The sequence below is a fragment of the Streptomyces sp. CNB091 genome (genome assembly GCF_000377965.1).
On the sequence record NZ_KB899007.1, the window covers coordinates 185218 to 198823 of the forward strand.

At 72.3% G+C, this 13606-nt stretch carries 11 protein-coding genes and 1 pseudogene; 5 read left to right on the forward strand and 7 right to left on the reverse strand.

From position 1 onward, the window contains the following. Nucleotides 1-3 precede the first annotated feature (3 nt). Together D581_RS0128885 and D581_RS0128890 are read left to right on the forward strand one after the other, a co-directional pair. Nucleotides 4-441, forward strand: coding sequence for a DUF742 domain-containing protein (locus tag D581_RS0128885; RefSeq protein WP_018960627.1), 438 nt, complete (start codon nt 4-6; stop codon nt 439-441). Next, complete coding sequence (locus D581_RS0128890) at nt 422-1030, forward strand: GTP-binding protein (protein WP_018960628.1); 609 nt, start codon at nt 422-424, stop codon at nt 1028-1030. The genes D581_RS0128885 and D581_RS0128890 overlap by 20 nt, the downstream gene beginning before the upstream one ends. 154 nt (nt 1031-1184) lie before the next feature. On the opposite strand, the gene D581_RS0128895 is transcribed toward D581_RS0128890, so the two are convergent. From D581_RS0128895 to D581_RS0128910, 4 genes are all read right to left on the reverse strand, one after another. Beyond that, nucleotides 1185-2387 carry a lipid-transfer protein gene (locus D581_RS0128895; protein WP_018960629.1) on the reverse strand — a complete coding sequence of 401 codons (1203 nt, stop codon included), beginning with the start codon at nt 2385-2387 and terminating at the stop codon, nt 1185-1187. Then, nucleotides 2384-2869, reverse strand: a complete 486-nt coding sequence (locus tag D581_RS0128900; RefSeq protein ID WP_026291003.1) for a zinc ribbon domain-containing protein — start codon at nt 2867-2869, stop codon at nt 2384-2386. The genes D581_RS0128895 and D581_RS0128900 overlap by 4 nt, the downstream gene beginning before the upstream one ends. Nucleotides 2870-3004: 135 nt before the next feature. After that, on the reverse strand, nt 3005-3406 hold the full coding sequence (locus D581_RS0128905; RefSeq protein WP_018960631.1) for a DUF962 domain-containing protein: 402 nt from the start codon (nt 3404-3406) through the stop codon (nt 3005-3007). 132 nt (nt 3407-3538) lie between these two features. Beyond that, entirely contained in the window at nt 3539-4336 is a 798-nt protein-coding gene (locus tag D581_RS0128910; RefSeq protein WP_018960632.1) for a M15 family metallopeptidase, read from the reverse strand. 205 nt (nt 4337-4541) lie between these two features. Here D581_RS0128910 and D581_RS1000000138715 point away from each other — a divergent pair. Beyond that, nucleotides 4542-5107 (forward strand): annotated as a pseudogene (locus D581_RS1000000138715) (NUDIX domain-containing protein). A 111-nt stretch (nt 5108-5218) separates the two neighbouring features. On the opposite strand, the gene D581_RS0128920 reads toward D581_RS1000000138715, so the two are convergent. After that, the gene (locus D581_RS0128920) at nt 5219-7582 is read right to left on the reverse strand and encodes a glycoside hydrolase family 31 protein (protein ID WP_020679251.1); all 2364 of its coding nucleotides are present in this window, start codon (nt 7580-7582) and stop codon (nt 5219-5221) included. 219 nt (nt 7583-7801) lie between these two features. Between D581_RS0128920 and D581_RS0128925 the strand changes: the two genes are divergently transcribed. Together D581_RS0128925 and D581_RS0128930 are read left to right on the forward strand one after the other, a co-directional pair. Next, a complete protein-coding gene (locus D581_RS0128925; RefSeq protein ID WP_018960634.1) occupies nt 7802-9781 on the forward strand; it encodes an acetoacetate--CoA ligase in 1980 nt (659 codons plus the stop codon). 75 nt (nt 9782-9856) lie between these two features. After that, nucleotides 9857-10786, forward strand: a complete 930-nt coding sequence (locus tag D581_RS0128930) for a hypothetical protein (protein ID WP_018960635.1) — start codon at nt 9857-9859, stop codon at nt 10784-10786. A gap of 75 nt (nt 10787-10861) precedes the next feature. Here the strand turns inward: D581_RS0128930 and ptsP are convergent, their stop codons facing one another. Together ptsP and D581_RS0128940 are read right to left on the reverse strand one after the other, a co-directional pair. After that, the gene (gene ptsP / locus D581_RS0128935; RefSeq protein WP_018960636.1) at nt 10862-12532 is read right to left on the reverse strand and encodes a phosphoenolpyruvate--protein phosphotransferase; all 1671 of its coding nucleotides are present in this window, start codon (nt 12530-12532) and stop codon (nt 10862-10864) included. 76 nt (nt 12533-12608) lie between these two features. After that, the gene (locus tag D581_RS0128940; protein WP_018960637.1) at nt 12609-13058 is read right to left on the reverse strand and encodes a PTS sugar transporter subunit IIA; all 450 of its coding nucleotides are present in this window, start codon (nt 13056-13058) and stop codon (nt 12609-12611) included. Nucleotides 13059-13606: the final 548 nt, after the last annotated feature.

A 13606-nucleotide genomic window follows, 5' to 3' on the forward strand; every position in this document is an offset into this window, starting at 1 on the left:
GGCATGAGCGCCGACTCCCCCCGGGGCACCGGCCCCGGATCCACGGACGGGTCCGTCGACCCCCAGGTCTCGCGGTGGTACGACGCGGAGGCGGGACCGGTGGTCCGCCCGTACGCGATGACCCGCGGGCGTACCAGCAGCGCCTCCCGTCACCGCCTCGACCTGATCGCGCTCGTCGTGCCGGAACCGGCCGCCGACGATCCCGGCCGGGACCAGACGCTCGCCCCCGAACACGTGGCGATCGTCGAACTCTGCAGCGACATGCCCCAGTCGATCGCCGAGCTCGCCGCCGAACTCGACCTTCCCGTAGGGGTGGTACGGGTCCTGGTGGGCGACCTCGTCGAGGACGAGCTGGTGCACGTCACCCGTCCCGTTCCGCCGGCCGAGCTGCCGGACGTGAACATTCTTCGCGAGGTTATCCATGGCCTTCGGGCGCTCTAGCCGCCGCAAGCAGCGGCACGTCGAGCCCGTCACCCTGAAGATCCTGGTGGCGGGAGGGTTCGGCGTCGGCAAGACGACCGCGGTCGGCTCGGTCAGCGAGATCAGGCCCCTGCGCACCGAGGAACGCCTCACCGAGGCGGGCCGCCCGGTGGACGATCTGGCGGGGGTCGAGTCCAAGACCACCACCACGGTCGCGATGGACTTCGGCCGGATCACGCTACGGGAGGACCTGGTCCTCTACCTGTTCGGCACGCCGGGCCAGGACCGCTTCTGGTTCCTGTGGGACGAACTGGCCCAGGGCTCCCTGGGCGCGGTCGTCCTCGCCGACACCCGGCGTCTTGAGGACTGCTTCGCCGCGGTCGACTACTTCGAGCGCAGGCGGATCCCGTTCACGGTCGCGGTCAACACCTTCGAGGGCGCCGAGCGGTTCCCGACGGAGACCGTGCAGGCCGCCCTCGACCTCGACCCCGAGGTCCCGGTGCTCGTCTGCGACGCGCGGGACCGGTCCTCCGTCCGCGATGTCCTGGTCGCGGTCGTGGAGCACGCCCTGGAGCGCGCGGCACGGGCCCGCGAGCCCGTCACCACCTGAGCCCAGGACATCCCTGACACGCGTACGGCCCGTACCCCCGCCGACAGGGGTACGGGCCGCACGTCGTCCGGCGGGCCGGGCCGCCCCCGAGTGTTCTGCGACGGTGACGCCCGGTCAAGTAAAGGGCAGGGAAAACCTGGTGGGGGCAGCCGACTCAGCGGACCGCCACCACCGCCGAGCCGTGCCCGAACAGCCCCTGGTTCGCGGTGATGCCGACCCGTGCGCCCGGTATCTGCCGCTCCCCGGCCCGTCCGCGCAACTGCCGGGTGAGCTCGCAGACCTGCGCGATGGCCTGGGCGGGGACCGCCTCGCCGAACGAGGCCAGACCGCCGCTCGCGTTCACCGGAACCCGGCCGCCCAGCGCGGTCGCCCCCGTCCGCAGCAGCTTCGCCCCCTCGCCGGGACCGCAGAGGCCGATGTCCTCGTACCACTCCAGCTCCAGGGCCGTGGACAGGTCGTAGACCTCGGCCAGCGAGAGATCCTCCGGCCCGGTCCCCGCCTCCTCGTACGCGGCCCGTGCGATCGAGGCGCGGAAGCTCTCGGGGGAGGGGGCCACGGCCACCGCCGAGTCCGTGCCGATGTCCGGCAGATCCAGGACGGTCCTCGGGAACGTCGGCGTCACCGTGGAGACGGCCCGGATCCGCACCGGATCCCGCACCCCGCGACGCCGCGCGAACTCCATGCTGGACAGCACCAGGGCGGCTGCTCCGTCGGACGTGGCGCAGATGTCCAGCAGCCGCAGCGGATCGGCGACCATCGCGGAGGCGGCGACCTCCTCGGCCGTCACCGGCACCCGGTAGCGGGCGTACTCGTTCAGCGCGCCCGCCGCCGCGTTCTTCACCTTGACCAGGGCGAAGTCCTCCTGGGTGTCCCCGTACAGCGCCATGCGGCGGCGGGCGTACAGCCCGAAGTACGCCGGATTCGTCGCCCCGAGCACCCGGAAGCGCAGCCAGTCCGGGTCGTCCGGCCGCTCCCCACCCGCCGGGGCGAAGAACCCCTTGGGCGCCGCGTCGGCCCCCACCACCAGCACCACGTCCGCCAGACCCGCCAGGATCTGCGCGCGCGCCGTGTCGATCGCCTGCGCCCCGGAGGCGCAGGCCGCGTACACGGACGCCACCCGCGCCCCCTGCCACCCGAGCGCCCGGGCGAACGTCGCCCCCGCCACGTACCCCGGATAGCCCCCGCGCACCGTCTGCGCGCCGACCACCGACCGGACCTCGGGCCAGCCGATGCCCGCGTCCGCGAGGGCGGCGTGCGCGGCGATCCGCCCGTACGTGACGAACCCGCGCCCCCACTTGCCCCACGGGTGCATCCCGGCCCCGAGGACGGCCACGTCGCCGGCCCTTCCGCCGGTCATGAACCGGCCTCCTGCTCTCGGGCGATGCCCCGCGCCGCTACGGGGCGCCAGTGCCAGGTCGTGTGCACGACTCCCGCCGCCCGGTCCTCGTCCAGTACGCCCGGTACGACCTCCACCACCGAGCCGACGGGAAGATCGGCCACGCCCACCCCCGGGGCGGCCTGCCCCAGCACCACCATGCGCTCGGTGGCCAGCTCGACGGCGACCAGGGTGTACGGGGTCCAGGGCGCCCCGGGGTCGCTGACGTACGGGGGAGGGGGGCGGTAGCGCCCGTCGGTGCAGGACCACACCGTGCCCCGCTTCGACAGCGGAGCCTCCTCCAGCTCGCCCCCGGGGCAGCCGGGGTTGCGGCAGTGGACGTCCTCCCGGGGGAAGTGCACCGACCGGCAGCCGGAGCACCGGGTGCCCAGCAGCCGGAAATCCTCCTCCGCGGCGTCCTCGGTGAACCAACCGGCCACCACGGGTATGCGCGTGCGCGACAAAGCCCCTCCCGGCACTGAATCTGACGGAACGTCAGAAGTGTGCCACGGACGCCCTCGTCCGGCGAGGGGCCCGGCCCGCCGACCCTGGCCGGGCCCGGCCCGCCGGTCCTGGCCGTCCCCGGCCCGCGCCGGGCCTCAGCCGCGCCCGTCCCCGTCCTGCCCGTGCTCACCCCCGCCGGTGCTCCCGTCCTCGCCGTGCTCCGCCAGCCACTTCGCCGCGGTCTCCGCCAGCTCCGCGTCCCGGCCCGCGAGCATCGTCCGGATCATCCGCGCGTCACCGCGCAGCGACCACGCCGGATGCCCGAACGTGGCCGGGTTGTTCTTCTCGATCAGGAAATGCGCGGGCCACGCCGTGCCGTAACCGATCAGGGGCAGGGCCGCGAGACAGCGTTTCCGGCCCCGCGCGAGCCCGTACGCGGAGATCGCGAGCCCGGTCAGGGTGCCGGCGAGATGGACCCAGCGGGTGGCGGCACGGGAGTGCATCGCGACGTAGTACGGCCAGAACTCCTCGTACGTATCGAACGTCTGCTGTGACATACGGGCACCGTAACCGCCCGTTCGGCAACCGAACACGCCCCTTTCGCGTCCGAGATGAAGAACGGGCGGCCGGAGCCCACGGGGGTGGTCCCGGTCGCCCGTTCCCCGCGCCTCGGGGCGGGCTGTTTTCGGTCAGCGCCCGGCGACCGACCGGCGGTGCACCGGGAAGTCGAAGAAGGTGTCCGGGAACGGCTCCGGCCTGAACGTGAAGTGCCACCACTCCTCCGGCAGGTTCACGAACCCCACTTCGCCCAACGTCTGCTTCAGGAACTGCCGGTTGGCGCGCTGAGGCCCCTGGATCCGGGGATCGTCCGTGTGCGACAGGGTGTCGAAGCAGTCGTAACCCGTGCCCATGTCCACCGAGTTGTCGGGGAACCGCACGTCCTTCGGCGCGAAGCAGGGAGTCAGCCGTTCGCCCGGACGGTACGGCCTGGTCGGCAGGGCGGGGAGCCGGACCAGGGTCAGGTCCACCGTGCTGCCCCGGCTGTGCCCGGACTTCTCCGCGATGTAGCCGTCCTCGAACAGCCGGTCCTTGTCGACCCGCGGATAGAACTCCCCCTTCATGGTCCGGTCGTCGAGGTCCTTCGCCCACCGCACGAAATGGTCCACCGCCCGCTGCGGCCGGTAGCAGTCGTACACCTTCAGCGAGTACCCCTGACGCAACAGCCGCCGCTGCGCCAGGTGCAGGGCGCGGGCGGCGGGCCGAGTCAGGATGCAGACCGGCTGCCGGTATCCGTCCACCCGCTCACAGAGGAAGGTGTGCGCCGTGGTGTAACGCATCTCCTGGATGATCGTCGGGTCCACCGAGCGCAGCGCCACGAACTCCTCGGGAGCTTTCGGTTCGGGGCGCGCCTGTGCCGCGGGGGAGAGGGCGGTGACGGCGAGGAGGGCGGCGGCCGTGGCGGCCAGAGCACGCAGAGCGGTACGCATTCCTGTCATGGGCACACCGTCTATCAGCTTCGTGGCCGCCGGGAAAGGACACGGCGTCACTTCCCCCCGGAAACGAGGGATGGCCGGAGAGCCGTACGCGCCGGAGAGCCGGACGCGCCTGAGAGCCGTACGCGCCGGAAAGCCGGAAGGGCCGGAGAGTCGGAAGGGCCGGAGAGCCGGAAGGACGGTTCGATACAGTCCGCCCGTGTCCGAACCCGGCAGCAGCCCATCCCCGACCGCCGCCCCGCAGCCGCCCCGGTACGTACGGGGCTCCCACTGCGGCACCTGCGGAGCCCCGTACACCGCGCTGCCGTCCGCCGGCGCCTGGCCCCGCACCTGCGCGCACTGCGGAACCACCGCCTACCGCAACCCGCTCCCCGTCGCGGTGGCCCTGCTCCCCGTCACCGGCCCGGGCTCCACCGGACTCGTCGTCATCACCCGCACCATCGAGCCGCAGAAGGGCGGTACGGCCCTGCCCGGCGGGTTCATCGACCATGCCGAGGACTGGCGTGCGGCGGTCGTCCGGGAGCTGCGCGAGGAGACCGGCATCGAGGCCGCCGCAGAGGACGTCCGTCTCGCCGACACTCTCAGCGACACCGCCGGCCACCTCCTGGTCTTCGGCCTTCTCCCGGCACGCCCCCTCGCGAGCCTCCCGCCCTCGGCCCCCACCGACGAGACATCCGGCTACGACGTCCTGCGCGGCCCGCGCCCCTGGCCTTCCCCCTGCACACGGAAGCGGCCGACGCCTGGTTCGCCGGCCGCTACAGCTGAGGCCGCCACGGCTGAGGCCACCGGGCCCGCGCGCCGGACACGCACGCGCCGGGCCCCGCCCACCCCCTGATCCGACGTGAACCAAACGAAAGCCCCCAGGCGGGAGAGCCCTCAGGCTCGCCCCCGCACCCCCCGCACCCGTACCGGACAGTCGACCCCGCCCTCCGTGCCGTCCCGCTCCACCACCACGCGGTCGCCCTCCCACCGCGACACATACCGCTCGACCTCCGCCTCCGCCCACCCGTCCCCCGGGTCCCGCACCACCAGCCCGCCCCCGGTGGCCCCCGGCGCGGGCGCCCACACCTCCAGCTCCAAGCCGCCGTCCGCACCTCGCACCGGAATCACCGCGCCCGCCCTCGCCAGCACCGGCACCCGCGACAGCGGAGCGTCGACCAGAACCTGGCCCGGGCCCTCGTACGCCCGCCCGGTCGCCGTGTCGTACCACCGCCCCCGGGGCAGCCGCACCGCCCGACGCCGCGTCCCGGCCTCCAGCACCGGAGCCACCAGCAGCGCGTCGCCCAGCAGGAACGCGTCCTCGCACTCCCGCAGCGCCCGGTCGCCCGGCGCACCCCACCACATCGGCCGCACATAGGGGGCACCGGCCAGCCGCGCCAGGTGCGACAGCGTCACGAAGTACGGGCGCAGCCGCTCCCGCTCCACCAGCGCCGCCCGCGCGTGCTCCAGCACCTCGGGACCGAACTCCCACGGCTCCCGCCGCCCCGCGTCGATCGCCGCATGGGTCCGGAACAACGGCAGATACGCCCCCAGCTGGAACCACCGCAGGTACAACTCCGGCGACGGGAACCCGTCGAACCCGCCCACATCCGGGCCCGAGTACGGCACCCCGCACAGCCCGAGCCCCACCACCAGCGACAACGACGCCCGCAGCCCCGGCCACCCCGTCGACACATCACCGGACCAGGTGCCCCCGTACCTCTGCATCCCGGCCCAGCCCGACCGCGAGAACAAGAACGGCCGCTCCTCAGGACGGAACCGGAGCAACCCCTCATGACCCGCCCGCGCCATCGCCAGGGCGTACACGTTGTGCGCCTCCCGATGATCACCACCCGCGCCCTCCAGCACATGCCGGGCCGAACGCGGCAGCGACGGATCCCCGAACGCCGCGAACGACACCGGCTCGTTCATGTCGTGCCAGACCCCCGAGAAGCCCTGCGCAAGCCGTTCCCCGTACAGAGATCCCCACCAATCCCGCACAAGCGGATCAGTGAAGTCCGGATAGACCGAGGCCCCCGCCCACACCTCCCCGACCACCACCCGCCCCCGCGCGTCCCGGACGTACGCCCCCCGCTCCCCGACCCCCGCCCCCGCGTCGAACACCGCGTCGCCGGGCTCCGCCTTCACCGCCGGATCCACGATCGACACCAGACGCACCCCGTCCTCGCGTAGCTCCTCCGCCAGCGCGGGCAAGGCGGGGAACCGCGCACGCTCCACCGTGAACACCCGGTGCGCGTCGTAGTGGTCGATGTCCAGATGCAGCACCGACAGCGGCAGCCCCCGCTCCCGGTACCCGTCGACCACCCGCCGCACCTCCACCTCGCTGCCGAACCCCCACCGGGCATGCTGCGGCCCCAGCGCCCAGGACGGCGGCAGCGCCGGCGCACCCGTCAGCGCCGTCCACCCCTGGAGCACCCGGGCCGGCGTCCCCGCCACCACCCAGCAGCGCAGCGGCCCGCCCTCCATCCGCACCTCGCAGCCGCCCGGCCGGTCATGCCCCGAACCGGCGCCCTCCTCGCCCTCCCGCAGCACCACCCGGCCCGCCCAGCTGTTGTCGTGGAACACCAGATGCGTCCCCGCGTCCGACACCACCACCTGCACCGGCATCGTCAGATACAGCGGATCGTCCCCCGGACCGAAACGCCCGCCCGGATCGGTGTTCCACAGCCCGTACACCCCGTCCCGCAACCGGGGCCCGCCCGCCCGGCCCCCCAGCCCGAAGAACCGCGCGTCCGCCGGCACCTCCGAGCGCTGCACCCACCGCACCGGCCCCCCGCCCACCGGCTCCCACCAGCGCGGCGGCAGCTCCCGCCGCAGCAGCAACCCGCCCGGCGTCCGCAGCTCCACCGCCCCGGTCCGCGACACCACCACCGTCAGCCGCTCCGACACCACCTGCCAGCCGCCGTCCTTGTCCGGCTCCAGCACCGCCCGCGGATCCGGCGCGGGCGCCTCACCCGCCACCGCGTACGACGGCAGCGGCTCCGCCCCGTCCCACGCCCAGAACACCGCACCGCCCACCGACACCCGGATACGCAGCTCCGAACGGACGAACCGCACCACACCCCCACCCGGGCCCGGCTCCGCACCCGTCAGCGCACCGGGCACCCGGGCCCGCTCCACCCCGCGCGCCGGCAGCGCCGCCGCGTCCGCGGACCGCCGCCGCCACGCCGAACGCACCGTGCGCAGCCCCCGCACCGAACCGACCAACCTCACCCGACGCACCAGGTCACGACCGTCCATGGCGCACACCCTGCCACCCGCCCGACCCGCAGAACCTCCCGTTCAACTCCCGTTCACCCATGCCGGCAGGGGAAGGGCGGAACTCCTGACGGAGGGGCCACCCTGGTGCCGAAGACGATCACATGGCATCGTCCGTGTCAGCCGCTCACGCGCACATCCCGGCCCGTGCGGCGCCGACACGCCCACCCCGCGTACCCGTACAGCCAGGGAGCAGCCCTCATGACCGCAGCCACGCCCGACGCCCCGCTCTGGCAGCCCGGCCCCGACCGCATCGAGGCCGCGGCCGTCACCCGCTTCCAGAACTGGGCCGCGACCCGGTACGGCGCCCCGGCCGAGGGCGGATACGCGGCCCTGCACCGCTGGTCCGTCGACGAACTCGACACCTTCTGGCAGGCCGTCGCCGCATGGTTCGACATCCGCTTCTCCACGCCGTACGAGAGCGTCATCGGCGACCGCGCGATGCCCGGCGCCACCTGGTTCCCCGGCGCCACCCTCAACTACGCCGAACACGCCCTGCGCACCGCCGAGGACCCGGCCCGCGCCGACACCCCCGCCCTGCTGTACGTCGACGAGACGCACACCCAGACCCCCGTCAGCTGGGCCGAGCTCCGCCGCCAGGTCGGCGCGCTCGCCGCCGAACTCCGCGCGCTGGGCGTCGCCCCCGGCGACCGCGTCAGCGGCTACCTTCCCAACATCCCGCAGGCCGTCGTCGCCTTCCTCGCCACCGCCGCCGTCGGCGGCATCTGGACCTCCTGCGCCCCCGACTTCGGCGCCCGCAGCGTCCTCGACCGGTTCCAGCAGATCGAACCCGTCGTCCTGTTCACCGTCGACGGCTACCGCTACGGAGGCAAGGAACACGACCGCACCGAGACCGTCGCCGAACTCCGCCGCGAACTGCCCACCCTGCGCGCCGTCGTCCACATCCCGCTGCTCGGCACCGACGCCCCCGAAGGCGCGCTCGCCTGGGCCGCCCTCACCTCCGCCGACACCGAGCCGGTCTTCGAACAGGTCCCTTTCGAGCACCCCCTCTGGGTCCTCTACTCCTCCGGCACCACCGGCCTGCCCAAGGCCATCGTCCAGTCCCAGGGCGGCATCCTGCTCGAACACTTCAAGCAGATCGGCCTGCACTGCGACCTGGGACCCGAGGACCGCTTCTTCTGGTACACCTCCACCGGCTGGATGATGTGGAACTTCCTCGTCTCCGGCCTGCTCACCGGCACCACCGTCGTCCTGTACGACGGCAGCCCCGGCTATCCGGACGTCAGCGCGCAGTGGCGGATCGCCGAACAGACCGGCGCGACGCTCTACGGCACCTCCGCGGCGTACGTCATGGCCTGCCGCAAGGCCGGCATCCACCCCGGCCGCGACTTCGACCTCTCCCGCGTCCAGTGCGTCGCCACCACCGGCTCCCCGCTCCCGCCCGACGGCTTCCGCTGGCTCCACGACGAGGTGGCCGAAGACCTCTGGATCGCCTCCGTCAGCGGCGGCACCGACGTCTGCAGCTGCTTCGCCGGAGCCGTCCCCACCCTCCCCGTCCACATCGGCGAACTCCAGGCCCCCTGCCTCGGCACCGACCTCCAGTCCTGGGACCCGGCCGGCGAACCCCTCATCGGCGAGGTCGGCGAACTCGTCGTCACCAACCCCCTCCCGTCCATGCCGATCCGCTTCTGGAACGACCCCGACGGCAGCCGCTACCACGACAGCTACTTCGACATGTACCCCGGCGTCTGGCGCCACGGGGACTGGATCACCCTCACCGACCACGGCTCGGTGATCATCCACGGACGCTCCGACTCCACCCTCAACCGCCAGGGCGTCCGCATGGGCTCCGCCGACATCTACGAGGCCGTCGAACGGCTCCCCGAGATCCGCGAATCCCTCGTCATCGGCCTCGAAGAACCCGACGGCGGCTACTGGATGCCGCTCTTCGTCCACCTCGCCGACGGCGCGACCCTCGACGACGAGCTGCGCGACGCAATCAAGCGGACCATCCGCGAGAACCTCTCCCCGCGCCACGTACCGGACGAGGTCATCGAGGTCCCCGCCATCCCGCACACCCTCACCGGCAAGCGCATCGAGGTCCCGGTCAAACGCCTCCTCCAGGGAACCGAACTGGCCAAGGCGGTCAACCCAGGATCAGTCGACAACGTCGACCTCCTCCACTTCTACGCCGAACTGGCCACGAAGCGAAACGGCTAGGCCGCTGGACAGACCGCTTGTCAGACCCCCTGATTACGCTGAGTGAGCAAGGATTCACCGCGCACAGGGGGACACATGGCGCAGACCGACCACACCGAGAACAGCACCACCCACCACACCAAGCACAGCACCGGCACCACCATGCGACGCACGTTGCGCCGCGAAGCACCCAGCACGATCGGCCTCCTCGCCGACGCACAGGACTTCGCGGCCATGCGGCGCTACCGCACCTTCGCCTTCGACGACCACACCGTCTATCTCCAGCAGGTCGAAGGCCTGCTCAAAGCGCTCGCGGCCCAAGGCGTGCACACCACCGTCGCCCTCTTCGACCCGGAGGACTACGCGGAGTTCTGCGCCGAATCGGGCCTCGACGCCGACTCCGGAGCCAGCCGCAGCCGCTTCACCGCGGAGATCGCCGCGGCCGGAGCCACGGTCGCCTACACCGGCCAACGCCTGAGCGACCTCATCCCCGTCCTCGTCTCCCGAGCGGTCCGCCAGGCCACCTGGGAGTACGCCACCCTCCTCCTCGCCGACCTCGGCACCTGCGCCGACTGCGGCCAGGACATCGGACGCGCGGCCTTCGACCGCGCCTCGCACCTCCTCACGCGCCTGCTGGAAGCGGCGGGACCGGGCACCCACCACCTGGTGTGCAGCACCCCGACGGACAACGACCAGCTCCTGGCCGTGCTCCACACCCACCGCGACACCGCGGGACCGGCCCGGCTCGACAGCTCGGAGGGCGCGGAGTTCGCCACCGTCCTCGCGGTGGCCATCGCCCTGGAATCGCGCGGGGGAGTCGTTCTGCGCACCAGCGCCCCCGAGAGCCCGGACCGCGTCCACGGCTGGCGTCTGGCCCACGGAGCCCTCGCCCCGCTCACCGCGGGTGAGGTCTTCAACGCGTACTGCACCGACGCGGACACCGGAGAGCCCGTCTCCCCGGAATCCGGCGTGGAGTACTGCGCGGGATTCGACATCGGAGCAGACCCGGCGGAGCCCCACCACTGACACACCTCGACCACACAGCAGGAGGGGCTTCCCGCCACCCGGCGGAAAGCCCCTCCTCGACCTGCGGAGTCCCGGCTACTCGCCGGACAGCACAGCCTGAGCGGCGCTGCGCGCCTCGTCGGCCGAGTCCGCCGCCCGAGCGGCGTTCGCCGCCCGCTCGCACTGCGCCAGCGTGTACTTGGCCAGCGTGGCCCGCACATAGGGAATGGACGCGGCGCCCATCGACAGGGAGGTGACACCCAGACCCGTCAGCACACACGCCAGCAGCGGATCCGCCGCCGCCTCACCGCACACCCCACAGCTCTTGCCCTCGGCACGAGCCGCGTCGGCGGACAGCGCCACGAGATCCAGCAGCGCCGGCTGCCACGGGTCCTGGAGCCGCGACACCGCGCCCACCTGACGGTCGGCAGCGAAGGTGTACTGGGCCAGGTCGTTGGTGCCCAGCGACAGGAACTCCACCTCCTGAAGGATCGACCGCGCCCGCAGAGCGGCGGACGGAATCTCCACCATCGCACCGAACTTCGCCCGCAGCCCGGCCTCACGGCACGCGTCCGCGAACGCCTTGGCGTCGATGCGGTCGGCCACCATGGGGGCCATGACCTCCAGGTACACCGGCAGCCCCTCGGCTGCCTTCGCCAGCGCGGTCAGCTGGGTACGCAGCACCTCGGGGTGGTCCAGCAGGCTCCGCAGCCCACGGACGCCGAGCGCCGGGTTCGGCTCGTCGGCCGGCGTCAGGAAGTCCAGCGGCTTGTCGGCGCCGGCGTCCAGCACACGCACGACGACACGCCCCTCGGGGAACGCCTCCAGCACCGCGCGGTAGGCCGCGATCTGCTTCTCCTCGGAAGGAGCCTGCTTGCTGTCGTCCAGGAACAGGAACTCGGTCCGGAACAGCCCGACACCCTCCGCCCCCGCCTCGACCGCCGCGGGCACATCGCCCGGACCGCCGACATTGGCGAGCAGCGGCACCTTGTGCCCGTCCGACGTGGCGCCGGGACCGGTCGAGGCGGACAGCGCCGCCCTGCGAGCGGCGGCGGCACTCTCCAGCTCGGCGCGCTTCTCGTCGCTCGGGTCGACGAAGATCTCGCCCGTACTGCCGTCCACCGCGACGACCGTGCCCTCGGCCAGCTCACCGGCGCCGGGCAGCGCCACTACGGCGGGGACGCCGAGCGCCCGCGCCAGGATCGCGCTGTGACTGGTCGGCCCGCCCTCCTCGGTGACGAAGCCGAGCACCAGCGTCGGGTCGAGGAGCGCGGTGTCGGCCGGCGCGAGGTCGCGCGCGATCAGCACATACGGCTCGTCGCTGTCCGGCACGCCGGGCATCGGCACACCGAGCAGCCGCGCCACGATCCGGTTCCGCACGTCGTCGAGGTCCGCGACCCGCCCCGCCAGGTACTCCCCGGCATTGGCGAGCAGCGCCCGGTACGCGGCGAACGCGTCGTACACCGCACGCTCGGCGGTGCTGCCGACAGCGATCCGCCGATCGACGTCGGACATCAGCTCGGGGTCCTGCGCCATCATGGCCTGCGCCTCGAGCACGTGCTGTGCCTCGCCGCCGGCCAGGTTGCCGCGCGCGATCAGGTCGGCGGCGACCGCTTCCACCGCCTGCCTGGCGCGCCCCTGTTCGCGACCGGCCTCCTCGGCGGGAATCGATTTGGCGGGCGGCTCCAGCACCGCCGTACCCATGTGCCGAACCTCGCCGATGGCCACACCGTGGCTCACGCCGACGCCTCGCAGCGTTGTCTCCATTTCACCCGTCTCCGGTTGTGCGGCGACCGAGTCACCGCGGTGGTTGTGCAACTGGCTTGTCACTGCGCCCGAGGCGTCACTGCCAGCCGAACAGCGGGTCGCCGACCTTCACGTCCCCGTCCTCACGGACATCGGAGAGCGACTCCGCGGTGGCCTCCAGGGCCACGATCGGGCAGATGGGTGACTTGCCGGCGGCCTCGACGGCGACCGGGTCCCAGCGCACGATGCTCTGGCCCCGGGTCACCGTGTCCCCCTTGTTCACGAGGAGCTCGAAGCCCTCGCCGTTGAGCTGGACGGTGTCGATGCCGAGATGCGTCAGGACTCCGTGCCCGTCGGCGTCGACGACGACGAACGCGTGGGGGTGCAGGGAGACGACGATGCCGTCGACCGGGGAAACAGCCTCGGAGGGCTCACGTACGGGGTCGATGGCGGTGCCGGGACCGACCATCGCGCCCGAGAAGACCGGGTCGGGAACCGCGGCGAGTCCGATGGCGCGTCCAGCAAGAGGGGACGTCACGTTGGTCATGGGGAGCCTCCCAGGGGGGTGGAGATTCAGGTGTCGCCGCCGCGACTGATGGGGGACGGCGTACTGCTCAGCAGAGTAAGTCATATGAAGTCCCGGTTCCGCCCGAGACCTACCGCTTGGCGGACCTAGGGGTGCACCAGAAACGATTTGCCTCGATCCCCGGTGGCCTGTACTGTCGTACTCCTGCCTGACCCCAACGCGACTTTGAGTCGGGGGTCGGCGGCGACCTTCAAACCCAGATCCTAACCTTGACCCCTCCCTCGGCATGCCCGCAGGCCGTGGTCAGGGAGACGGAAAAGGCCTGATAGAGTCGGACTCGCCGAAAGGGAAAACGCGAAAGCGAATTACCTGGAAGCGAAAAGAGTGACCCGCTTCGACCGGGAATCGGACACGAAAGAGTCTGATAGAGTCGGAAACGCAAGACAGCAGGACAGCAAGACAAAGAAGTAAACGAAGGGAAGCGCCCGGAGGGCCCCGGTGAAACGGGACCGAAGGAAGCGTCCGTTCCTTGAGAACTCAACAGCGTGCCAAAAGTCAACGCCAGATAT